Annotated in this window: 25 protein-coding genes and 1 pseudogene; 21 read left to right on the top strand and 5 right to left on the bottom strand. The window is 35.8% G+C overall.

The window, feature by feature from the left end; all coding sequences use genetic code 11:
• The first annotated feature begins 209 nt into the window (after nucleotides 1-209).
• Nucleotides 210-485: an HU family DNA-binding protein gene (locus tag AB5M32_RS07920; RefSeq protein WP_002290178.1), complete on the top strand. Its 276-nt coding sequence runs from the start codon at nucleotides 210-212 to the stop codon at nucleotides 483-485.
• Between the two features lie 509 nt (nucleotides 486-994).
• On the opposite strand, the gene AB5M32_RS07915 is transcribed toward AB5M32_RS07920, so the two are convergent.
• Nucleotides 995-2674, bottom strand: coding sequence for a hypothetical protein (locus tag AB5M32_RS07915; RefSeq protein WP_368024394.1), 1680 nt, complete (start codon nucleotides 2672-2674; stop codon nucleotides 995-997).
• Nucleotides 2675-3003: 329 nt separating this feature from the next.
• Here AB5M32_RS07915 and AB5M32_RS07910 point away from each other — a divergent pair, with 329 nt between their 5' ends.
• The 3 genes from AB5M32_RS07910 to AB5M32_RS07900 are packed head-to-tail and all read left to right on the top strand — an operon-like array spanning nucleotide 3004 to nucleotide 5897.
• Nucleotides 3004-4050, top strand: a complete 1047-nt coding sequence (locus tag AB5M32_RS07910) for a hypothetical protein (RefSeq protein ID WP_178286436.1) — start codon at nucleotides 3004-3006, stop codon at nucleotides 4048-4050.
• Complete coding sequence (locus AB5M32_RS07905; protein WP_368024393.1) at nucleotides 4051-5310, top strand: tetratricopeptide repeat protein; 1260 nt, start codon at nucleotides 4051-4053, stop codon at nucleotides 5308-5310.
• Nucleotides 5311-5315: 5 nt separating this feature from the next.
• Nucleotides 5316-5897, top strand: a complete 582-nt coding sequence (locus AB5M32_RS07900; RefSeq protein ID WP_010719559.1) for a ReoY family proteolytic degradation factor — start codon at nucleotides 5316-5318, stop codon at nucleotides 5895-5897.
• Nucleotides 5898-6073: 176 nt separating this feature from the next.
• Here AB5M32_RS07900 and AB5M32_RS07895 read toward each other — a convergent pair whose 3' ends face one another.
• Entirely contained in the window at nucleotides 6074-6949 is an 876-nt protein-coding gene (locus tag AB5M32_RS07895; RefSeq protein WP_034700281.1) for a YitT family protein, read from the bottom strand.
• A 159-nt stretch (nucleotides 6950-7108) separates the two neighbouring features.
• Here AB5M32_RS07895 and AB5M32_RS07890 point away from each other — a divergent pair, with 159 nt between their 5' ends.
• The 6 genes and pseudogenes from AB5M32_RS07890 to AB5M32_RS07865 all read left to right on the top strand — a co-directional run.
• A complete protein-coding gene (locus AB5M32_RS07890; protein WP_010719556.1) occupies nucleotides 7109-7462 on the top strand; it encodes a nucleotide pyrophosphohydrolase in 354 nt (117 codons plus the stop codon).
• Between the two features lie 26 nt (nucleotides 7463-7488).
• A complete protein-coding gene (locus AB5M32_RS07885; RefSeq protein WP_010719555.1) occupies nucleotides 7489-8697 on the top strand; it encodes a CCA tRNA nucleotidyltransferase in 1209 nt (402 codons plus the stop codon).
• 264 nt (nucleotides 8698-8961) lie between these two features.
• A complete protein-coding gene (locus tag AB5M32_RS07880) occupies nucleotides 8962-9417 on the top strand; it encodes a hypothetical protein (RefSeq protein WP_010751262.1) in 456 nt (151 codons plus the stop codon).
• Between the two features lie 231 nt (nucleotides 9418-9648).
• On the top strand, nucleotides 9649-9924 hold the full coding sequence (locus AB5M32_RS07875) for a hypothetical protein (RefSeq protein ID WP_010719553.1): 276 nt from the start codon (nucleotides 9649-9651) through the stop codon (nucleotides 9922-9924).
• Between the two features lie 12 nt (nucleotides 9925-9936).
• Nucleotides 9937-12021, top strand: a complete 2085-nt coding sequence (locus AB5M32_RS07870; protein ID WP_010719552.1) for a sodium:proton antiporter — start codon at nucleotides 9937-9939, stop codon at nucleotides 12019-12021.
• An 84-nt stretch (nucleotides 12022-12105) separates the two neighbouring features.
• Nucleotides 12106-12386, top strand: a pseudogene (locus AB5M32_RS07865) (type IA DNA topoisomerase); the annotation flags it as partial.
• Nucleotides 12387-12462: 76 nt separating this feature from the next.
• Here the strand turns inward: AB5M32_RS07865 and AB5M32_RS07860 are convergent.
• Together AB5M32_RS07860 and AB5M32_RS07855 are read right to left on the bottom strand one after the other, a co-directional pair.
• On the bottom strand, nucleotides 12463-12777 hold the full coding sequence (locus tag AB5M32_RS07860; protein ID WP_010737364.1) for a multidrug efflux SMR transporter: 315 nt from the start codon (nucleotides 12775-12777) through the stop codon (nucleotides 12463-12465).
• 3 nt (nucleotides 12778-12780) lie between these two features.
• Nucleotides 12781-13110, bottom strand: a complete 330-nt coding sequence (locus AB5M32_RS07855) for a multidrug efflux SMR transporter (protein WP_178286434.1) — start codon at nucleotides 13108-13110, stop codon at nucleotides 12781-12783.
• Nucleotides 13111-13541: 431 nt separating this feature from the next.
• Here AB5M32_RS07855 and AB5M32_RS07850 point away from each other — a divergent pair, with 431 nt between their 5' ends.
• From AB5M32_RS07850 to AB5M32_RS07800, 11 genes are all read left to right on the top strand, one after another.
• Nucleotides 13542-14309, top strand: a complete 768-nt coding sequence (locus AB5M32_RS07850) for a cyclase family protein (protein ID WP_010737366.1) — start codon at nucleotides 13542-13544, stop codon at nucleotides 14307-14309.
• 317 nt (nucleotides 14310-14626) lie between these two features.
• The gene (locus AB5M32_RS07845) at nucleotides 14627-16522 is read left to right on the top strand and encodes an ABC-F family ATP-binding cassette domain-containing protein (protein WP_123874867.1); all 1896 of its coding nucleotides are present in this window, start codon (nucleotides 14627-14629) and stop codon (nucleotides 16520-16522) included.
• Nucleotides 16523-16532: 10 nt separating this feature from the next.
• Entirely contained in the window at nucleotides 16533-17480 is a 948-nt protein-coding gene (locus AB5M32_RS07840) for a thymidylate synthase (protein ID WP_178286432.1), read from the top strand.
• A gap of 19 nt (nucleotides 17481-17499) precedes the next feature.
• Entirely contained in the window at nucleotides 17500-17994 is a 495-nt protein-coding gene (locus AB5M32_RS07835) for a dihydrofolate reductase (RefSeq protein ID WP_368024392.1), read from the top strand.
• Between the two features lie 231 nt (nucleotides 17995-18225).
• A complete protein-coding gene (locus tag AB5M32_RS07830; RefSeq protein ID WP_010719545.1) occupies nucleotides 18226-19068 on the top strand; it encodes a DegV family protein in 843 nt (280 codons plus the stop codon).
• A 145-nt stretch (nucleotides 19069-19213) separates the two neighbouring features.
• The gene (locus tag AB5M32_RS07825; protein ID WP_010719544.1) at nucleotides 19214-20107 is read left to right on the top strand and encodes an SGNH/GDSL hydrolase family protein; all 894 of its coding nucleotides are present in this window, start codon (nucleotides 19214-19216) and stop codon (nucleotides 20105-20107) included.
• Nucleotides 20107-20808, top strand: a complete 702-nt coding sequence (locus AB5M32_RS07820) for a YpmS family protein (RefSeq protein WP_010737370.1) — start codon at nucleotides 20107-20109, stop codon at nucleotides 20806-20808. Before AB5M32_RS07825 ends, AB5M32_RS07820 begins: the two co-directional genes overlap by 1 nt.
• A 29-nt stretch (nucleotides 20809-20837) precedes the next feature.
• A complete protein-coding gene (gene msrA / locus AB5M32_RS07815) occupies nucleotides 20838-21356 on the top strand; it encodes a peptide-methionine (S)-S-oxide reductase MsrA (RefSeq protein ID WP_010737371.1) in 519 nt (172 codons plus the stop codon).
• Entirely contained in the window at nucleotides 21353-21574 is a 222-nt protein-coding gene (locus AB5M32_RS07810; protein WP_010719473.1) for a YozE family protein, read from the top strand. The genes msrA and AB5M32_RS07810 overlap by 4 nt, the downstream gene beginning before the upstream one ends.
• A gap of 121 nt (nucleotides 21575-21695) precedes the next feature.
• On the top strand, nucleotides 21696-22247 hold the full coding sequence (gene lepB, locus AB5M32_RS07805; protein ID WP_096709234.1) for a signal peptidase I: 552 nt from the start codon (nucleotides 21696-21698) through the stop codon (nucleotides 22245-22247).
• A 225-nt stretch (nucleotides 22248-22472) separates the two neighbouring features.
• Nucleotides 22473-23486 (top strand): lipoate--protein ligase, encoded by a 1014-nt coding sequence (locus AB5M32_RS07800; protein WP_368024391.1) that lies wholly within the window; start codon nucleotides 22473-22475, stop codon nucleotides 23484-23486.
• A 91-nt stretch (nucleotides 23487-23577) separates the two neighbouring features.
• Here AB5M32_RS07800 and AB5M32_RS07795 read toward each other — a convergent pair whose 3' ends face one another.
• Nucleotides 23578-23976: a VOC family protein gene (locus tag AB5M32_RS07795; protein ID WP_010737374.1), complete on the bottom strand. Its 399-nt coding sequence runs from the start codon at nucleotides 23974-23976 to the stop codon at nucleotides 23578-23580.
• Nucleotides 23977-24109 lie beyond the last annotated feature (133 nt).

Below are 24109 nucleotides of genomic sequence, written 5' to 3'. Positions count from 1 at the left end.
AATAGGTGGTTTTGTTTATTACGTTTTTATGACTAAAAAAAGCACGTGAAAAATGGTAAAAACCTTGCTATTAAGCGGTTTATATGATATCGTGATAACAGAATATTGAACTAGATCAATATTTCTTTTAAACTTCTGGACCACTCAGAATGTTTTTAACTAAACTGATGTTTTACATCATATCTCTTGTGGAGGAGGTGAATCTATCCATGGCAAACAAAGCAGAATTAATCGAAAAAGTTGCTTCAGCTACTGACTTAACTAAAAAAGATGCAACTGCAGCAGTCGATGCTGTATTTTCAACTATTCAAGATGCTTTAGCTAACGGCGAAAAAGTTCAATTAATCGGTTTTGGTAACTTTGAAGTTCGCGAACGTGCTGCACGTAAAGGACGTAATCCACAAACTGGTGAAGAAATCGAAATCCCAGCTAGCAAAGTACCTGCATTCAAACCAGGTAAAGCATTAAAAGACGCTGTTAAATAATACGGCTCATAAAAAAGCGCTTGTGGCTTTAAGCTGCAAGTGCTTTTTTATATTTCCTATTGTTTTGAGTTTTAGAGTGAAGAAATTAGGAGACGAAGGGTACTTTGCGTCTCCGTTATTTATGAATCTGAGATATAAATCTTATTTTTCAGTTTAAAAATGAGTGAATGGTCTGCAAGAAGCAACTCCTCAGCAATAAGCGATGATTTTCTAAAATAGGAGAAGCTATTTCAAAAAATCTTTTCTTATTGTCATTGAAGCTCCGATGCTTTCACAACCTTGCTTTAAACAATAATAAAAAAATCTGAGGCAGAATACGGTTCATTCTGTCCCAGATTTTTTAATACAAAACTTATCAGTCATTATTGACGAAAAGCTATTTTTCCAAGCTATCCTAATGAATAGGATAGTCGTTATTTTTACAACCACTTATTTATTCAAAGTTGATTGCTTCGTTCATTGTCTCATTTGTCTATCTGGCTGTTTAGAAAAAATCTTTTGCTCATCGGTTATTGCGTGCGTTTGTTTTTACTGAAAAATTTGCTGCGTTTGCTCATATAGTAAGCAATGATGATAACCACTGTTAGTATTCGGATATAAATAGCTGATCTGAATAGTTTACCTGGTTTATATCCTACAATAATTTCATTTGTACCAATCTTTGGAGAAATTCTTAGAGCGCCTATTGAAGTCAGTGAATATTGTGCTTCACTTCTAGATTTTCCATTGATTATGAGAGAACTATTGTGGTAAATGATTACTGGTAAAGTTATTTTATTTGTATCTTTAGCAGTGAAAGTTAGATGTATATTCCCTTGTTTGTCAATTGATCTTTTAAGAGGGATAGAATTGTGTAAAACGTCCTCTTTATAAGCTTTGTAAGGATCTTCCAATTGTCCACCACTAGCAGGTAAATAGTCAGCCATCGGTTTTCTGTGTATTTGTAAAGCAGCAGATAGATCAGCATTGCCTCCAAATAGGTGACGAATATTACTTGCATTACTTTCTAAGGTTTCAGCAGCACTTGTGTCTTTAGAAAGTGGGGCATCACTATTCCAGATAGCTGCTGTATCCGAAATTAAAGCATAGCCACCTGTTAAATTTAACAATGAAAAAGTCAGTAATAGTGGCACACTGATTTTTAAAACCGATTGTTTCTCTAAAGTTACAAAGGCTTTTTGAATGGTAAAACCGAACCCTAGTATTAATAAGATACATGCGAGGCAACCCAGTCTTTGTGGAAATTGCATTTTGCGAACAAATGTAAAATAATTGCCGATATCATTCCAAGGAATGTATTTAGAAGAGACAAGTAAAAAGAATGCTCCGACTAAGTTGATTGTTTTTTCCAACACACTGAGTTTATTAAAGTGGACGATAGTAAACACAAGTTGAAAAACAAATATCATAGAAAGGATTAGTCCAAAGTTTGTCCAGCCAATTGAACCAAACGAAAGTGAAGTACTATTCGATAATAGATCAGTTACTGCGTATGGTGGAATCAAGGTATCATTGGACAAATCCAGAAAAGCAGTAAACGTATTGAAAGAAAGACCGATAGCGATCACCACTGCTAGTAGAGCCTGTTTGATTATTACTAGTTTTTTGTTAGAGTGAAGAAAACCTACAAGGAAAAAGGGAATCAAAGCGGCTACGGCTAGTAAGGTTGAAAACATATGGACAGATAGCAATAATGAAATGGTTCCTCCTAGCACCACAGGTTGGATTGGGCTTTCCCGATTTCTTATCATTCTAACAGCTGGAATAAAAATAAGAGGTAAAAAGGCAGCACCCCAACCAGAAAAATTTTGGGCAAGAGTATAGTAAAAAATGGTAGGTGTACCCATGTATAAAATAGCCATCCCAGTAGCAATTTTTTGCTCTAAATGGCAGTACCGTCCAAGGAAATACATCGATGTACCGGCAGTGAAGTAACACAGAAAAGTAGATACAAGTTGGAATCTGAACCAAGTTTTAAAAATTAAAAGTAACAGTCCATGTAAATAGGCAAAGTCGGTTCCATAAAGGGCATTGATGACTCTTCCCGATTGGCTAAAACCGTAGATGGACTGGAAATAATTAAACGTGCCATTTTTTAATTGCATAGCCGTGTCATAGAAACGGTTCATATGAAATACCCAGTCATTTGAAACAATGAGTGCATGTTTATAAATTTGAGGTGAAACCATAAAAAAAGCACATAGGGAGATAATTAAAATTGCTGTAACTGATTTTTTATTTATTTTTGACAAAACTTATCCCTCATTTTTGATGAAATTTAGTTGAATAAAATTGCTTAATCCATTTCTCCGTTTTATAAAATGAAAAGCAAAGTCCTATATAATCTTTTACTTCGTATTACAGTATACCATGCCCGATTTATTACACAACAATTCTTTAAATAGGTGCTCTTAAATGTAGGTGAATTACGAAGTTTTTCTATATTCTCCCAAGAATTTACCCTATTCTTTTCCGATTTTACTTACTAATGGTAAAATAAAGAAAAGGAGGGGTGCTTATGGAAATCGACTATCAAGGACAAGAAGAACAAACAAAAATCTATTATGGGGAAACGTTGGTCAGCCAACTGAAAACAATAACGATTAATCAGCCTGTTTTATTTTTGACGAACCAACGGTATTACGATTTGTTTGTTGAGAAAATCAACCAACAGTTTCCTAACCCAAGTGAGATTGATTGGTATATCTGTGCCAATACTCAATGTAATCACTTAACAGAACTAAGTAATCTTGTGACATTTGCAAAACGATATCCTGAAAACCAATCCTTACTTATCATTGGGTTTGGGAATGAGGGAATCATGGATTTAGCAGGTTTTTTCCAGAAGCATACCTCACTTGCATCAACATTATGGCTAATTCCGGTATCGATTCGTTCAATGGCCCGAGCATTAACTCCTCAACGAAATATTTTACAATTGCCAAATCAAGTCGTCTTGCGAACGACCAACCTTCCAGAACGAATCGTTTACGATCAAACAATCAGTGAAAAACAAGGAGAAGGGAAACAAATAGATTTTTTGACTTTGATAACATGTGGTTTAGTTTGTGATTATCATTTTTTACAAAATCTCTATAAAAACTATCCGCAACCAAGGCAGTTATCTCAGCGGGCTTTTACGGGGATGCTGGAAGAAATGATTACTTTTTACCAAGTAGATGCGGAAAATCTCTCAAATTATGGTAAACTATTTGAACAAGCTTTTTACCTAACAGAAAATGGTCATTTGTTATCAGCTAGTATGAAAAAACTATTAGGAATGCTTTTTCATCTTACTTGGAATGTAGGACTAGCGGATATGTCCTTTCAATTGAAAAATTTTTTTATCTGGTTGAAACATCTGGGTTATCCTATCGATTGGCCAGAACAATTATCAAAAATTGATTATTTAGAAAATGTCTTACTTCTAGCGGAAAAAAGCAAAAAAATTCTTGTTTTGAAAAAAATTGGTATAATAGAGAAATATCAATCGCCAAAGGAACAAGAATTAATACAAACAATGAAATCTTATGACGAGATTATTAGTGAGATTAGAGGGATTTAAATGAATACAAATAGTGAAAAAATGTTACAAGCATTGTCAGAGGAAGATTTGGCGCAAGCTCAGTTATATCTGACACAAGCTTTGAAAGAAGATCCGGCCGATGTTTTGGCTGAATTAGGGGAAGTACTCTTAGCGATTGGTTTTTTAGAAGAAGCAAAGCAAATTTTTGAACAGTTAGTGAAACAGTACCCCGAAAATGATGAGTTGTTCATTCCATTGGCGGAAATTGCGATTGAAGATAATGAAATCGATCAAGCATTTGAATATCTGGAAAACATTTCAAAAGAAAGTGACTACTATCCTCAAGCTTTATTAGCAATTGCTGATTTATATCAAGTAATCGGTATTCCTGAAGTCAGTGAAGCGAAATTAAAGGAAGCAGCTGCGTTGTTGCCTGATGAACCATTGATCCAATTTGCGTTAGCCGAACTTTACTTTTCAGTCGATCGTTTTGCTGAAGCTGCAACGATCTATCAACTATTATTATCAAGTAATATTGATGAGATTTCTGGTATCTCTATGCAGGAACGTTTAGGACAATCTCTAAGCATGCAAGGAGAGTTTGAAGCAGCAATCGAACCATTGGAACAAGCATTGCAGGAAGAACGGACAGATGATCGCTTATTCCAGTTAGCTTTTACCAATCTGCAGCTAAAAGAAAATGAAAAAGCGATCAATTATTTACAAGAATTGAGAGAAGTAAATCCCCAATATCAATCTCTTTATCTTTATTTAGGTCAAGCATTGCAAGAAGAAGAATTGATTGAAGAAGCGCAGAAAGTTCTTGAAGATGGGATCAAAGAAAATCCTTATCAAGTAGAACTCTATCACTTAGCTTCTGAAAATGCGTATCGCCTACATGACAAAGAAAAAGCAGAAAAACTATTATTAAATGCGTTGGAATTAGGTGAAAAACAAGACGAAACATTATTAACATTAAGTAATTTGTATTTAGATGAAGAACGTTACGAAGATGTAATCAAGAGTATCGATCAAATGGAAGAAACTGCAAATCCATATGCGGAATGGAATTTAGCCCATGCCTATAATGAATTAGAGGACTTCACGCTAGCAGCTGTTCATTATGAACAAGCGTATCACGAATTGGAGCATGAACCTGATTTTCTAAAAGAATACGCCTTATTCTTACGAGAAGAAGGACAATTGACAAAAACAAAAGATCTACTTACTCATTATTTAGAATTGGAACCTGGAGATTTGGAGGCATTGTCAGTATTAGACGACCTAGCAGAGAGGTGAGTAAAATGCTAATAGATGTAAAGGAAAAAAAGAATTTCTTAACTTGGATGGTCAATCATGTTTCATTTAGTCGCAGAGAGGTTTTTTGGATTTTGAATTACTTGGCTAATCATGAAGCAATCTTAAGTAATGTTCATTTTGTTGAAGGAGCGAATCAAGCAAATCGGGGATTACAAATCAGTGACCTTTCTTTCGATGGAGAACCAATGAAATTATTTCTCGAGGGGAAAGAGTTTACCGATACTGATCAAATTTTTCATGAAATTCGATTAAATTGGAAAAGACCGCTATATGTAGAATGCCTTTTTGAAAATGCTTGGCAGACGAAAGAGTATTTAATGGTTTTAGAAGAGAACCCCTTTGCATCTTGGAACGACTCTATTAGTGAAGAAGATCTTGAACTAGTCGAGCAATATCTCAAAGAGAAAGAACAAGCAGCCCATCTCAAAATGCTTTACTTACAGATTGATCAAGCGCTTGAAAAAGGGGATAAAGATGCTTTCCTGGAATTGTCCGATGAAGTTAATCGTGAAATATTAAGCAAGAACCAAGTAAAAGGCGAACATGCAGGAAAGAATCCTAACTAACGATACTTTTATTTAACCGTTTATTCGTTTTTAAAGATACTAAAAGAGACTGAGGAAAGTTGATATGCTCCCCCTATATAGGACACTGAAATATAAAAGTCCTGTATAGGGGGATTTTGTATGCCAAAAAGAAAGATGAAACTCACTCCAGAAAAACGAGTAGAACTAGGAGAGAGCTATATTCGCTTAAATAACTTAGTCTGTGGTTTAAGATAAGTGAATCCTTCTCCTTCGACCTCATGGACATTGATAATTGATAGAAAGGCTTTTTCATCGATTTCATGGACGATTCGTTTCACTTCATTCAATTCACTCGAACTAACCACCATATAGATAATTTTTTTAGAATGACCAGAAAACCCACCTTCACCGCTTAAAAAAGTAACGCCACGTTCTAATCCAGTCATCAACAGTGGGGCAATTTCTTCATTTTTGTTTGAGACGACTAAAATCCCTTTAGCTGAGTAACCGCCATCTAAGATTGAATCAATGACACGGCTGAAAACATAAGAAACAATTAACGTATACATCATGCGTTTCAAGTCAATGTAAGTCAATGAAGCCAACAAAACGATAACATCTAATACCAGTAAAGATCGACCCATTGAGATCCCATAATTCTTTTCTAATATACGAGCAATGATATCACTTCCACCGGTAGTTCCACCCATCCGATAGACCAGACCACTTCCAGTTCCGGCAATTAAGCCAGCCAATAATGAAACGATCAGTAAGTCATGTTGAAGATTGATTTGTAAAGGAACACGTTGCCAAATCCATAAAAATGCAGACAACGAAACTGTTCCCAAGACGGTATAAGCGAGTGAACGTTTTCCTAAAATTTTTCCACCAATCAAAATCAAAGGTATATTGATCAATAGCGTAGAGTAGGCAGGATCAATCCCAAAAAGTGCGCGTAAGATCAAAGTGATCCCTGAAACGCCACCTTCTGCTAAATGATTCGCAATATTTAAATAAACGAGTCCAAACGCATAAATACTTGTACCAACCATAATCATTACGACTTCTTTAACTGTTTTCATTGAGATCATCAAACCACTCCTTCGATAAACCGACTAATATTTTCGCAATATTTCATTCTTTTTACATCACATTACTCAATGTAGCACGTAATCTTTATTTTCTCAATCGCTCTTGCCTAGGATTTGGACGTAGTTTTTGGTAAGATAAATAGGAAAGGTGGAGAAGAAATGACAAAAGAACGTTCTTTAAGAAGTATGCAACAGGAAGTAGATGACTATATCCAACAGTTTAAAGTAGGCTATTTTTCTCCATTAGCTCAAATGGCACGCTTAACAGAAGAAGTCGGGGAGCTGGCTCGAGAAGTCAATCATACATACGGTGAAAAAGCGAAGAAAGAAACGGAGCCCAATAATTCTGTAGCAGAAGAATTAGGTGATGTTTTATTTGTCACTATGATCATGGCAAATTCCCTGGAAATCGATTTAACGGATGTATTTGAAAAAAATATGGAAAAATTTAATCGCAGAGATCACAATCGCTTTGAAAGAAAAGAAGCAAATAAGGATGATAAAAAAGCGTAAGCCATCAAGTTGGAAGAGGGAAAACAATGAAACTAAAACAATTACCAAGAGAATACCAAAAAGCGATTCCTGTCTTGAATAAATTGGAGCAAGCGGGTTTTGAAGCTTATTTTGTCGGGGGAAGCGTCAGAGATATCTTGTTGGATCAACCCATCCATGATGTAGATATCGCAACAAGTGCATTCCCAGAAGAAATCAAACAACTTTTTCCGAAAACCATTGATATCGGCATTGAACATGGCACCGTTTTGGTCTTGGCTGAAGAGGAACAATATGAAATCACGACCTTTCGGACAGAATCGACCTATCAAGATTATCGCCGTCCAGATCATGTCGAATTTGTCCGTTCACTTGAAGAGGATCTAAAAAGACGTGATTTTACGATCAATGCATTTGCATTAAAAGAAGATGGTCAAATCATTGATTTATTTGACGGGTTAGCTGATTTAGAAAACCAGATCCTTCGAGCAGTAGGCGATCCACAGGAACGGTTTCATGAAGATGCTTTGCGTATGATGCGTGGGATTCGATTTGTTAGTCAAATTGGGTTTACACTCGAGCAAGAAACGGCTGCGGCCATTCAGGCCAACCATTCATTATTAGGAAAAATTTCTGTCGAACGGATTAATGTGGAATTCATCAAAATGTTATTAGGGAAAGAGCGTTCTACAGGATTGAGAACATTCGTTGAGACGCAATGTTATATTTATTGTCCAGGTTTAAGAGACTATGGTGAAGCCTTGTTACGTTTTGCCGATTTACCAGATGAACCATTGCAAACTGAAAGTCAGGCGTGGGCATTGTTGATCGATCAGTTAGGACTTCAAGAAAGTGAGATCCGTCCTTTCTTAAAGGAATGGAAATGTTCCAACCAAATGATTCGAGAAGTTCAAATGATCGTTCATGGATTGATTCAACGTAAAAGACAGATGTTGGAACCAATGGTACTCTATTGTTTGGGAAAAGAGAACGCTTTGAAGACAGAAGAACTCATGATTTATTTTGGTGAAACACCTCAACTAGAACAAGTAGCAAAGCGCTATGATCAATTACCGATTACATCCATGCGAGAGTTAGCAATTGATGGGAAGAAACTTCTTAGTGTGAGTGACAAGAAACCAGGGAAATGGGTCAGTGATGCACTTCAAGCTGCAGAAAGAGCAGTGGTAGAGGGAAATTTAGCAAATGAAGCAAGTGCCCTTTTTGATTATCTCCAGCAAAATAACCATTTATAGATTTCGATGAATGTCGAAGTCGCGCTTTAATAGAGATTCTGAAAGAAGCAATCAGCTCTGAGTAATAAGTGAGGAATTTAAAAACTTCTCCTATTTAGAAAATCCTCGCTTATTGCTGGGGAGTTGCTTCCGGATTTTTTTGTCAATAATGGAACGCTTCTAAAGTTTCGCATCTTTGAAAAAACTTTAGATGTGACCTTCACGTGGGATGTGTGCTAAACTAAAAGGGAACCAGAATAAATGACGTCAAAAGGGGATTTTTTTATGAGTAAAGAAATGACAGCGCTAAAATTTTATTTCCGAAACGGCGAAACGTGGACGATCAATCGTCGCCATATTGGTGATTTGTGGATCAAACAAATAACAACGAGTTTTGGACGAATCAATGGTAGTGAATTTATGGAAATCCATCCTTGTGCTGGATTTAAGATCGAAATTTTTCACGAAGGTGATTCCGTAGCAACTCACGACATCAACTTAGGTGGATTAGAAATGGGCATGTTCAACCGTGCATTAAAATATGAAGATATTGAGCGGATGGAGATCCTTTATCGCAATGGTACACCTGACCTAGTTTATTTCCCTTATCTTGATAAAGGAACAGAAGGATTGGATAATCAATACCAATCAACTAAAATCAGTGAAAAAACAGGTAATTTATACATCGTGATCAATCCGGATCAACGTGTTGAAGATATCTATGGCGAGTTTTTTGAATAAAACCAAAGTTTAATGGATAGCTGAGAAAGGAGCGGAAATGGTTTCCCAGCTCCTTTTTTGGTGTGTTTTCCGCACTTGATATTTTCTTCCATTTGGAATAGAATGAGTTTCTGAAATTCAAGCAAACTTATTCTTCGAATCCAGCTGAACTTGTCTAATAAAGGGGAATCCTTTTCCTTTTAACGTTCAGTGTTTCATGAAGATCAAGTTTGCATTTAGGAGATCTTAAAAATGAGGAAGAGCTTTGAAGAACAAAAGAAACTGTTGCATGATCGTTATGGTGCGTTTTCAATGGAAGATCGTCGGCAAATTCTTTGTAAGCTGCGGAAGAAAAATATCATCATGTACCGTCAGCTTGAGCGATTGAAACATGATTTGCTACGTTTAGAATCAAAGCGAGTACAGTGTGAATTAGAAGGAAACAATGTACAAGCAGAAGTGGTAGAAAACAAAATATTGAAGAAAAAAGAACAATTTCTAAAGGTACTCGCTCAAAATAAAAAATAAAGGGGACGGACCATGGAATTTGCTGAGTTAGTGATCGTATTTGCTGTAACGATCACCTTATCTAATATAGCTAGCCGCATTTTACCTATGATCCCAGCTCCACTGATCCAAATATTTCTTGGTATCATCTTAGGCTTAACAGAATGGGGCCAATCGATCAACTTTGAACCAGAACTCTTTCTAGTGATGATCATTGCGCCGTTGCTTTTTCGTGAAGGAGAAAAAGCCGATGTATCCTCGATCCTGAAAAACTTTGATACGATTTTATTTCTGGCTTTTGGAGGGGTAATCCTGACATTAGTCGGGGTTGGTTTTACGCTGTCGTTTTTATTACCCAGCGTGCCATTAGCTGCTTGTTTTGCTTTTGGAGCGGCTCTTGGACCAACCGATGCTGTCGCTGTCAGCTCGCTCTCTGGACGGGTGAATATCCCAAATAAAGCGATGCATATTTTAGAAGGCGAAGGATTATTAAATGATGCTTCAGGTGTTACCGCCTTTCAATTTGCATTAGCTGCATTGATCACGGGCTCTTTTTCTGCAGTCAACGCAGGATTTACACTTGTGTTTTCTAGTATAGGAGGAGCCGTCGTTGGCTTTTTACTTGTATGGGTCAAACGAAAAGTGATTAATCTGATTGAGAAGGCTTCTGCCAGAGATGTGACAGGTTACTTGTTAATTGAATTGCTATTACCGTTTTTAGCGTATGTTTTAGCAGAAGTATTTGATGTTTCAGGGATTATTGCCGCAGTAGTAGCTGGGGTATTGCAAGCTTCGGGATTTAGAAAAATCTCGGTGTTTGATGCGGAGTTATCAAGTTTGTCCGATAGTACATGGACAACAATCACATTTACGCTGAATGCGTTAGTTTTTATTTTTTTAGGAATCGAATTAACCCAAGTATTTTCTCCAGTTTGGGGAGATGGGCTTTATTCAAACTGGTTGCTGTTAATCACGATTTTGTTGATCTCAATGATCTTATTTATGATTCGCTTTGTTTCGATCAGTCTTTTTTATTTATTTAAATATAAAGGAAAAGAATTCAAGGAACAATTGAATGAGATTTTGATTTTAACTTTTGGTGGTGTGAAAGGAACGGTTAGTTTAGCAACGATTTTCATCTTACCTTTTACGATTAACCAAATGATTTTTTATCAGCGCTCTTTATTATTATTTTTGACGGCAGGAGTTATTTTGGTAACACTGATCGTAGGCATTGTGGTTTTACCCCTGTTGACAGAAACGGAAGAGGTAGTGAAAACAGATTTGAATGCTTTAATGATCCTAGAAGAAGTCATTGAAGTATTGAAATCTGAAATCAAAACGTTAGATAAAGATTCAAAAGAATATTTAGCAACTGAAGCAGTGATTGAAAACTATCAAGAGCGTATCCGTGATCTTTATTTAAAAGATCTTTCTGATGATGAAAAGCAAGAAGTACAAGAAATTCAAGCATTGATTTTATCCATCGAACGTGATGGATTAGATAAAAGTTATCGTTCTGGTAAGCTTTCCTCAAATGGCTATCGTTTTTATTCACGATTTCTTGCTAATTTTGAACACTCTATTACTAGTCAGGTACTGTCGTTTGTCGGCTTCTGGTTTATTTTTGTTCGACGGTTGATTCGGATCATCTTACATCCCAAAATGTTCTGGCAACGACAAAAATCAGATCGAAAGACACTGATTTCCGAAAAAGATATTCAAGAAATTCGGGAAACCTATCAAAAAAACACACAATTGATCATTGAGAGTTTAGAAAACCTAACCGATGTTTATGATGAAACAATGGTCAACTTTTTCATCCAACAACGAAAAATGGAAGGCATCAAAATGGCTTCAGGAAATTTGATCTCCTCTTGGATGATCCAACAAGACAGTCTTTATTCTAAAAAAATGTTGCGTGGCTATTACTTAGAGCGCAAAATCGTTGATGAGTATGAAGAAGCTGAGAAGATCACGACTTTTTCTGCTAATAGTTATCGGAAAAATATTAATTTACTGGAATCCTATACTATGAATAAGCCAGTTGATGATTTTTCATTTAAATTCGCATTGCGGGCAAGAAAACGTTCGCTTCCGGCTAAAAAAGTTGAGTAAGTGCTCAGCGTGATCAAATCTGGGTCAGAATGAACCTCATTCTGTCTCAGATTTTTTGTTATTTCACGTTGATTCATTGATGGTATGAATGATAACCCATGGTATAGTTTACTCTTGCAGCAAAAAGGCATACCAGTAAATTTGTCCTTAGGTAGAGTCCAACCCCCAACAACATCTATGATTTACCAATTGCAAGAAAAGATCAGGAACGTCAAGAAAAACCTTACTTTGAAGGAAAAGCCCAGATAATCGCTTAAAACGGAGAGTTTTGTGCCAAGCTTGATCCGACTGAAACTCAAACCACACAAACCACACAAGAAGCATTTGAAGCGTATTTAAAAGAAAATGGCTTTCAATTAGCAAAAAGCTTTAGTGATAGTAGAAGAGACTGAGACAAGTTTTGTCCCAGTCTCACAAATGACAATAGATTCTTCAATTTAATTAGCTAACTAGTTTTAGGCCAATCACAGAAAATAAAATAATAATCATGGAAGCAAATTGCAGCCAGTTCATTTTTTCTTTAAATAAAAATACTCCAAGGATCATTGAACCAATGGAACCAAAAGCTACCCAAATACTATAGCTAACCCCAGCTTCTAATGTATTCATTGAATGCGATAAAAGTAGTAAACTAGAGGCTGCAGAAATAATAGTTATAATACTCCAATTTATTTTTTTAAATCCGTGTGAATTTTTAAGAGAAAAGACCATTATGATCTCTGCTATTCCTGCTAGTATAAGATAAAGTATATCCACAGATTATTCCTCCTTTGTTGTGATTTTTAGACCCAAAATTCCTATAACTAATAATGCAGAAAACAATATTTTTTGCACAGATACACTTTCATTCAGAAATAAAATACCAAAAATGATTGTTCCAACTGCACCTATTCCAGTAAACACTGTATATGCTGCTCCAGTAGGTAAGCTTTCCATACCTTTAGCAAATAAATAAAAGCTAATAACAACGAGTAAAATCGTCAAAATGGAATAGAAAAAATGATGGAAATTCTCTGATTTTTTTAAACAAAGTACCCAAAAAATTTCTAAAAAACCTCCGAAGATAACGTAAAACCAGTTCTTCACCATTTCGTACCTCCTTAAGAAAAATTAGATATCAGAAAACAAAAAAGGGATTGGATAAGAGTAATCTTATCCAATCCCTTAGGATCCTCCGATATTCGAAAAAATTGTAATATATTTTTCTATTAATGTAAAGAAGATATTTCTTCTAGTCTCGAAAAATCAAGTAAAGTATACTATGCTGGACTTCCACATTATAAAATCAATAGGATAAATGACAGTTATTTTTCAAGATTTTCTTCACCTTTCTAATCGTTGTAAACTGATAGAAGCATCGTTCTTAACGTTTATCCTTTATTTAATGACATAATTCAATGATTGTCCATCAGACTATCACTATAAAAAATAAATTCAAAAATCATCAAAAAAAAGTAAAATAGAAAAATTTTTTTAGTTAATATTAAAACTTAGATAATCATTCAAGGAGTTGTTAGACATTGAAATTAGTTGACTTAAGTATAACTATAGAAAATGATTTGCCCAGTGATCCAGAGGAAATGATACCTAAAATTTCATACATTGATCATGAACAAAGCGTCAACGATATGCTTCGTTTCTTTGGAACAGCAAAAAAAGAACACTTGCCTGCTGGTTTAGCATGGGCGATCGAAAAAATTCACTTGACTACGCATTCAGGTACTCATTTAGATGCTCCTTATCACTACCATCCAACAATGGATAAAGGTAAGCCAGCTTGGACAATTGAGCAAATTCCTCTTGATTGGTGTTACGGTAATGGTGTTGTATTTGATTTTTCAAACAAACCAGACGGATATCGATTAGAAATCGAGGATTTTAAAGAAGCTTTAGATGCGATGGACTATCGATTAAAAGAAAAGGATATTGTTTTAATTCGGACTGGAGCGGATCAATATTGGGGAACATCAAATTACTTAATCAGTGGGTGCGGTGTAGGAAGAGAAGCAACTTTATGGCTACTCGAACAAGGAATAAAAGTGGTAGGTACCGATGCTTGGTCATGGGACAGACCTTTACCATTCATTGCAAAAGAATTTGATAAGACCGGAGACCCTTCACTTATTTGGGAAGGGCATTTTGCAGGAATCGAGAAATCTTATTGTCAGCTTGAAAAATTAACCAGTCTTGATCAATTACCTTCCACGGGGTTTAAAATCAGTTGTTATCCGATAAAAATTAAAAATGCTAGTGCTGGTTGGGTTAGAGCAGTAGCTATAATCGAATAATTAACATCTTTCTAATTATTTTTTATAATAGGAACGTTATAGATAGTCAAAACATAAAATTTTTTTATTTTATAGATACAAAAAAAGCACACTCCTTTGATTTTTGTTTAGGCACTTTAATCATACAAGGTTGTGTGCTTTTTGTGTACCTTAAAAAAATGAGGCAATAATCAGATTTTTTCTAACTATTATCCCACTCTAATGAAAAAATCAACACTATCTTATTTTCTCCCTTTATTTTGTCTAAGATGACAATAGAAAAATATCCGTAATTAAATTATTTTATGATACAATAACCAAGATGAGGAGGGAATGGATTGAAAGAATTAAAAGTAACTGACCTCAATAAAACGTATGGTGAAAAAGAACTATTTAACCAGATTTCTTTTTTGATCCACGAAAAAGACCGAATCGGTTTGATTGGAACTAATGGAACTGGAAAAACAAGTTTATTAAATATTTTAGCAGGTATCGACAGTGGGGATGGAGATCGACCAACAGTTTTTTATCCGAATGATTATCGAATTGGATATTTGTCACAGACAACCGAATTTTCTGATGAATTGACTGTACTTCAAGCGGTTTTTCAAGGAAATAGTCCATTAATCCGTACCGTGAGAGAATATGAAGAAGCTTTGCTTGTATTAGCTGAGAATGGCGAGGACGAGAGCGTTCAGAGACGTTATGCCAAGGCAGAAGAACAAATGAACAAAGAAGATGCTTGGACCACAGATACAAATGCTAAGATTATCTTACAAAAATTAGGCATCAGTGAATTAGACAAAAAGATTGGCGCACTGTCAGGTGGACAAAAAAAACGTGTAAGTTTAGCACAAGTCCTAATCGATGAGCCTGATTTATTATTATTAGATGAACCCACGAACCACTTGGATTATGAAGCGATTGAATGGTTAGAAAATTACTTAAAACAGTATCGTGGATCGTTATTAATGGTCACCCATGATCGTTATTTCTTGGATCGAGTGACGAATCGCATTTTTGAACTATCATTTGGACAACTACACGAGTATCGAGGGAATTATGAAGCTTATATTTTAGAAAAAGCTGAAAGAGATCGTGTGGAAGTGGAACAAGAAGAAAAACGAAAGCGCCTGTACAAACAAGAATTAGCCTGGATGAGAGCTGGAGTTCAAGCACGCGGAACGAAGCAACAAGCACGCATCAATCGTTTTGAGGATCTTAAAGAAAACTTGTATCAAGTCAATCATGAAGCAGACCTCGAATTGAATATCGCAACGAAACGTTTAGGAAAAAAAGTATTAGAGATCAAAGATGGAACATATGCTATTGAAGGGAAATTGCTGATCAACCATTTAGATTTGTTGATTCAATCACGAGAACGTTTAGGGATCACTGGGAAAAATGGTGCCGGTAAATCAACCTTACTGAATATTTTAGCGGGACGTATTCCTTTAGATAATGGTACGTTTACGGTTGGTGAGACTGTTCGTATCGCCTACTATACACAAGAAAATGAAGAGATGAATCCCGAAAAACGCATGATTGCTTATTTGCAAGAAGCAGCTGAAGAAGCTCAAACGGCAGAAGGTATGCAAATTGGTGTGGCTGAATTATTGGAAAGATTTTTATTTCCTCGATTTATGCATGGCACATTGATCAAAAAATTATCTGGTGGCGAAAAACGTCGACTATATCTATTGAAATTGCTGATCCAACAACCTAATGTTTTACTCTTGGATGAACCAACGAATGATTTAGATATCGCCACACTGACCATTTTAGAAGATTATTTTAAGAGTTTCCCAGGTGCCGTGATTACTGTATCACATGACCGTTATTTCTTAGACAAAGTAGCAGAAAAATTATTAGTTTTTCAAGGAAATGCTAAGCAAGAATTATATTATGGGGATATGTCGAGTTATTTATTGACACAAAAAGATACAGCGCCTTTAGGTAAAGAAAAAATGAATGAACCAACGAAGCCGGCTGCTGACGGTAAAAAGGAAACAAAAAAGAAACTTTCTTATTTAGAGCAAAAAGAATGGGAAACGATCGAAGATGAAATTGCTGAATTAGAAGAACAGATTTCAGAGCTGCAAGAAGAAATGAATCATCAAGGAGATAACTTTACTCGTTTACAAGAATTACAAGCAAACGTTTCACAAGCAGAAAGCAAATTAGATGAGAAAATGGCTCGTTGGGAATACTTAAGCGAATGGGTAGAAGATTAGGAGGAAAAAAATGGAGCAAGCATATCTTGATTTAGGCAGGAAACTACTAGAAGAAGGACATGAAAAAGGCGACCGAACAGGCACCGGTACACGCAGCATTTTTGGCTATCAAATGCGGTTCGACCTACAAAAAGGATTTCCATTATTAACAACGAAACGGGTTCCTTTTGGGTTGATTAAGAGTGAATTGTTATGGTTTTTAAAAGGGGATACGAATATCCGTTATCTTTTACAAAATAACAATCATATCTGGGATGAATGGGCATTTGAACGATATATCAAAAGTGATGAATACCATGGGCCAGATATGACTGATTTTGGCCATCGAAGCATCTCTGATCCTGAGTTTAATAAACAATATCAAGAACAAAGTCAGCTATTTTGTGAAAGAATTTTAAATGATGACGCATTTGCTGAAAAATATGGCGATTTAGGTCACATCTATGGGTACCAGTGGCGCCATTGGGAAACGAAAGATGGTGGGTTTATCGATCAAATCAAGGAAGTGGTCGAAGCAATCAAAAAAACACCTGATTCAAGACGTTTGATCGTGTCTGCTTGGAATCCAGAAGATGTTCCTAGTATGGCGTTACCGCCTTGCCACACGATGTTTCAATTTTATGTTCATGATGGTCGTTTAAGTTGTCAATTGTATCAACGGAGTGGTGATGTATTTCTAGGTGTGCCTTTCAATATTGCCAGTTATGCTTTGTTAACCCATCTGATTGCGCATGAAACTGGATTAGAAGTTGGTGAATTTATCCATACTTTAGGTGATGCTCATCTCTATTCAAATCATGTGGAACAAATGAAAGAACAACTTTCAAGAGAAATGCGTGCGTTTCCTAAATTAGTTTTAAATACAGAAAAAAAATCTGTGTTTGACTTTGAAATGGATGATATCAAGGTTGAAGGCTATGAACCTCATCCAGCAATCAAAGCGCCAATCGCAGTATGAACACAGAAAGGATGATGAAATGTTAGCTGCTATCTGGGCACAAGATGAAAATGGGTTGATCGGTAAAGAAGACCAACTGCCTTGGCGATTACCCAATGATCTGAAGTTTTTTAAACAAATGACTGAAGCAAACACTTTAGTTATGGGAAGAAAAACATTTGAAGGTATGGGAAGTCGTCCGTTGCCTAACCGTCAAACAATCGTGATGACAAGAGATCGTGATTACCAAGCTGACAATGTCATGGTTATGCACGAGATTGAAGAAGTATTGGACTATGCAAAGGAAAACGATGGCATTTTGTTCGTTGCGGGAGGATCAGCTATTTATAAAGAATTTCTTCCTTTTTGTTCGGTGCTGTATCGCACAGTCATCCATCATTCTTTTACAGGGGATACTTATTTTCCAGATGTTGATTGGGATCAATGGTCATTAATCAATATCAGCCAAGGGGAGGTGGACGAAAAAAATCCTTATGCCCATCAATTTGAAACATATCAACGAAAAAGAAAATAAATAACCGATGAAAAAAGGTATTTCCTGAAAGCTTGTTTAGCACATTTTGGGAAATATCTTTTTTAATAAAGTTGAAATGATCAATACCACATCTTTGGATGAAAACGGAATCGTTCGTAGAGGTATTTAATGAAAAAACGTCTGTTGTCTGTTATACTTAAAAAAGAAATTGCCTTTATTAGTACTTGTTGTAAACCAAAAGGCATCTTGTTAAAGGAAGAGTGAGATAGTATGACAAATGTAAAAATCGTAACAGATTCTTCTTGTACAATGGAAAAAAGTGTGCGAGATAACTTAAATATCCAGGTGATGCCGCTAGCTATCATGATCGATGGCGTGGTCTATCCTGATGACGATCAATTAGGTGGAGAAAAATTCATGGATATGATGGCTCAAGCTAAATCATTACCAAAAACGAGTCAACCGCCAATCGGTGAATTTATTTCAACCTATGATCAACTTGGCGAAGATGGCAGTGAAGTTATCTCGATCCATATGACTAAAGGATTGAGTGGAACGGTTGAAGCGGCCCGTCAGGCAAGCAATCTGACTAAAACGAAAGTGACTGTCATCGATAGTGATACAACCGATCAGGGGCTGTCCTTCCAAGTGATCCGTGCTGCTGAACTTGCACAAGCAGGAAAAAGTGCTGATGAGATTCTTGAAGAAATCAAAAAAGTACAAGAAAATACAAAATTATATATTGGGATCTCCACATTAGATAACTTAGTCAAAGGTGGGCGCATTAGCCGAGCGACTGGTTTATTGTCAAGTGTATTGAACATACGTGCTGTGATGAATTTCACTCATGGAGAGTTGATCCCAGTTGCTAAGGGTCGAGGAAAGAAAACTTTTGACAAATGGTTCAATAATTTGAAGAAAGAATTAAAAGAACTACCAAATGTTCGTCAAATTGGGATCTCTCATGCAGATGCTCAAGAGCTTGCTCAAGAATTTAAAGAAGGACTACAAGAATTATTTCCTGATATGACGATTCCTGTTCTACACACGAATCCAGTTATTGCAACACATACGGGGAAAAACGCCTTTGCAATCATGTATTACGTTGACTAAATCAAGAGGATAAATCATTGGTCAGTTAGCCATTGATTTTATCCTTTTTTTCTTTATAATAATTCTTATTTTTTTCAGAAACACTACCTTTTTATTTTAATTTTTGATAACATAAGAAACAATCGAATAATATGAGGTGAATGATATGAAATTAACAAAACGACAACTATTGCTCGTTTTGTTCCCATTACTTATCGCTATATTTGTATATTTAGGACTATCTTTATCGATTCCAAAAGCTAAACCGCTATTAAAACCAGCAGCGACAGTTAGTCAAAAGACGGATCAAAAAGAAAAAATCCATTATGTAGCTATCGGCGATTCGTTAACTGAAGGAATAGGAGATCAAACGAAACAAGGTGGTTTTGTTCCATTAGTAGCCAACGATTTAAAAGATCGCTATGATCTGACTGCTGTTGAAATTGAAAACTATGGGGTAAACGGTGAACGGAGCGATCAAATTTTAAAACGGCTCAAGAAAAATTCAGAGATTCAAACAAACATTAAATCAGCTGACTTTATTACTTTGACAGTGGGCGGAAATGACTTAATGAAAGTGATTCAAAACGATCTATTTGGGATCAGTATCCAATCATTTAAGCGACCATTACAAAAGTATCAGAAAAATGTTGAACAACTGATTGAAGAAATTAGGAAGTTAAATGGTCACGCACCGGTTTACATCTTAGGTATTTATAATCCATTTTATTTGAACTTCCCTGAGATTAAAGACATGCAGACGATTGTGAACAACTGGAATGCTGGGACTGAGTCTGTTGTCAAAAATGCGGACAACTGCTATTTTATCCCAATCAATGATTTGCTATATCAAGGGTTAAACCAAAAAGTTGGCGTAACTGAAGAAGGAACGAATCAGTCAAGTACTAGCGAAAGTACGTCAAATAGCAAAAATAATGTATTGTATGAAGAAGATCATTTTCATCCTAATAACTTAGGCTATCAATTGATGGCAAATGCTGTACGAGATGAATTAATTGAAACGCAAGACCAATGGTTGCCAAGGGAGGATCAGAAATAATGGAAAAACGCTCAAAAAAGGTTTCGACACAAACGAATACTGAAATTCAAAAGAAAAATTATTGGAAATGGGCTTTTTTGATCCTTTTAGGAGTTGTTCTTGGATCAAGCATCTTTTTAGGTACTCGGATTTTTGCGAATAGAGAACCGGATTTTGCTAAGGTGCCAGCGATCACCCAAAGACAAGGAGATCCAGTCTTGACCATCAACACCAATAAAGAAAAGGTCAATCAAATGATCAGTTTTTTCTTGACAGATTATCAAAAAGACCAAGGTATTCAATATAAATTTTATCTTGAAAATGAAGCGATGTTGAATGGTACGTTTGAAGTATTAGGATTTCCGATCAACTTTTATCTGTACTTTGATCCATATGTGATGGAAAATGGAAATGTCCAATTAAAAGCGAAAAGTCTTTCGATCGGCACATTGAGTTTACCGATCAAAGATATCATGAATATGATCAAGCGAAATTATAAGTTGCCTGATTGGATTGAAATCAATACGGATGATTTGACGATCATGCTACGTTTAGATCGCTTCCGTATGCAAAATGGTATGTACATCAAAGCAGATAAAATTGATTTAGTGAATGATGACATTCGTTTTAGTCTATATCTACCTAAAGAAACTGGTGAAAAGACAACGAGCAATAAAACGACAAAGAATACTGATACCACCGATACGAGTGTAACGAAGTAAACAGTGGGTCATTGATGGGAGAGAGAAGGATGGAAAGAGCAATTTTTGCTGGAGGATGCTTTTGGTGTATGATTCAGCCATTTGATACGCTACCAGGGATTCATACGATCATGTCTGGCTATACAGGTGGACATGTGCCATCTCCAACCTATGAACAAGTCAAATCTAAAACGACTGGTCATACAGAAGCGGTAGAGATCATCTATGATCCAGAGAAAATATCATATCAAGAATTAGTGGAAATCTATTGGCAGCAAACCGATCCAACGGATGCATTTGGACAATTTGAAGATCGTGGCGAGAATTATCGGCCGGTTATTTACTTTACGACAAATGAACAGAAGAGAATCGCGGAAGAAAGTAAAAATCGATTAGCGGCTAGTGGTCGGTTTACAAAACCGATCGTGACCACGATTGAAAAAGCACAACCATTTTATTTGGCTGAGCCAGAGCATCAAGATTATTATAAAAAAAATCCTGAAAATTTTGAGCGAAACCATGCAAGAAGAGCGGCTTTCGTCAAAGAAAACTGGGAGGAAAGAATGTGAATCAAAGCTTCTATCATTATTTAATGACTCTTCGTGGCGGTAAACAAGCAGATCAACAATCTGTTTTCGCCACAGAAGCAGGGAAAGATATCCAGTTTCCTAAACATAGTACGAGTTATGAAGAAATTTCCGATTATCTAGAATTGAATGTGGATTATTTATCATCTATGGATATATTTGATGAGGTGTGGGAAAAATATTTAGAAAACAGCCATTGATTCTGCGTTTGTTTTCTTCATTTTTTAGAAAAGATCAAAGAAGAAACATCTAGTCGCATTTTTTGGTTTTTTTTTCTATAATAGAGAAAGAACGATAACCTTGAGAGTGGAATGATGGATATTGACAAAAAAACAACGCTATATCGACCGTTTTTGGCTTATAATCAAATATGTACTTTGCTCCATCTTGATCGCTTTTATTTTAAGAGGATTTCTTCTTATTCCAGTGCCAGTGGAAGGTAATTCGATGGAAAACGTCTTGAAACAAGGTGACATGGTTGTAATGGAAAAATTTTCTGAAATCAGACGGTTTGACGTAGTTGTTTTTCAATTGGCTGATGGAACGATTTATATCAAACGAGTGATCGGGTTGCCAGGAGAGACAATTAGCTATGAGAATGATCAGCTGAAAGTGAATGGAAAAGTGGTCGAAGAACCTTTTCTAACGAAAAATAGAAAGTCAGATCATGAAAATAGTCCTTATACAACGGACTTTACTCTGGAAGAATTAACGAATAAGACAAAGCTGCCAGCCGACAGTTACTTTGTTTTAGGGGACAATCGACGTGTTTCGAAAGACAGTCGCTCCTTTGGTATGATTACAGGAAGCGAAATATTGGGTAAGGCTCGCTTTGTTTACTATCCCTTGAACGAGATAAAATGGATTGGGTAAAGAAAAGAGATCATTCAGCATGATTTCAAGGCGCTAATGCCACCGCTAATTTGTTTTAGAGTGAAGAGGGAAGCGACCTCCAAAAGTTAGATTTTTTGGTCTAACTTTTGGAGGTCGCTTTTTTACTTGATTAAAGATAGTACAATTAAGATATAAAATGAACTAATTTCTTGCCATTTTATGTTCTAAAAGAGATGATAGGAGAAAAAGTAAGAAGGGATAAAAGTGCGCTATCATATCATGGAAAGTTTAGATATTCGGAGAAATCTAGCAACAGAGGAATATCTTATGAACAGTTTTGACAGTGATGAACCTTTGTTTTTATTATATATTCAAAAACCTTGTGTGATTATTGGACGAAACCAAAATAGTTATGAAGAAATCGATCTCAAGTATTTAAGGAAAAACACCGTGACACTCACTCGGCGAACCTCAGGTGGAGGAGCTGTATATGATGACTTAGGAAATCTAAGCTTTAGCTTTGTGACCAGCAAAAATGCAATGAAATTTGGTGAATATGAATCCATTACCTCGCCTATTATCACAGCATTAAGAAAAATGGGCGCAACCAAAGCAGAAGTTGGTGGACGTAATGATATGTATATCGAAGGAATGAAATTTTCTGGTAATGCCATGTATACGAAAAAAAATCGGTTATACTCACATGGTACATTAATGTATGATGTTGATTTGTCCGTTCTTGATAAAATTTTGACGGTTTCCAAAGAAAAAATTGAGTCTAAAGCAACGAAATCAGTAAAAAAAAGTGTGACGAATCTGAAACCATTTTTAAAAGAAAAATATCAATTTGAAAAAACCGCTGACTTTAGAGATTCACTGATTTGTGAAGTCTATCAGGTCGATGATCTGCGAGAAATTGAAGATAAAAGGATAGATTTGACGAAGAAAGATGAACAAAACATTGAACAAATCGTCCAGAATCGTTATGGCAATGATGATTGGGTCTATGGTGAAACACCAAGGTTTTCGGTGAAACGCAGAATCAGGCTCCCCAAAGTTGGAATTGTGGATGTCCGTTTGTCGACACTACATGGGAGAATCAATGAGATTCGTTTTTATGGTGATTTTTTTGGACAAAAAGATGTAAGTATTCTTGAACAACAATTACTTGGTCAAAAATTTATTTATGAAGAAATAAAAAACGCATTAAATGATATGACTGTTTCAGATTATATCTTTCATTTTAATAACGAAGATCTTCTAGCACTACTATTTTAGCCAAACAAGACAAAATAAGTGCATAGGAGATCAAGAAAATTTATCTAAAAAAGCCTTCCATCTGTTTTTCTAATGGAGGGCTTTAAAAAATTTACATTTTCATCCAGACAGGCTCTAATGTATTTCCATCTAAATCTTGGACTTCAAGTGAAAACATTTCTTCTTCAGACATGCCCATATCGACTTCATGATAGCTTCCGCCATTTTCTTTCGCCGTATTCGCAAACTTTTTAACTTCATCCGCATTTGCTACGCTAAAAGAAATCAAGGCGCCACTTGTTTTTTTATTATCTGCGATTTCTTTGTCTTTTAAGAATTTTTTGTAAAAACCGTGAGAGAGTAACATGATCCAAAATGTGTCGTCCCAAACCACAGCGCTTGCTTCGTCAGTTGAAAATTCTTCATTTTTCTTAAAGCCCAATTTTTCATAAAAAGCAACAGACTTGTCTACATCTTCAACGGGGAAATTAACAAAAACCATACTGTTCATTTGTACCTCTCCTTTCTTTTATCCTATCATCTATTAAAATGTAAACGTTGTCAAAAGATGTGTGCTGAAAGAATTCTTCTTTACAGTTTTATAAACGTTCATTGAATATATTTATCGGCAGAATACTAGAAAA

This window comes from Enterococcus sp. C57, assembly GCF_040887305.1.
Taxonomy (GTDB): domain Bacteria; phylum Bacillota; class Bacilli; order Lactobacillales; family Enterococcaceae; genus Enterococcus_B; species Enterococcus_B hirae.
This window is presented reverse-complemented; position numbering and strand designations above follow the sequence as displayed.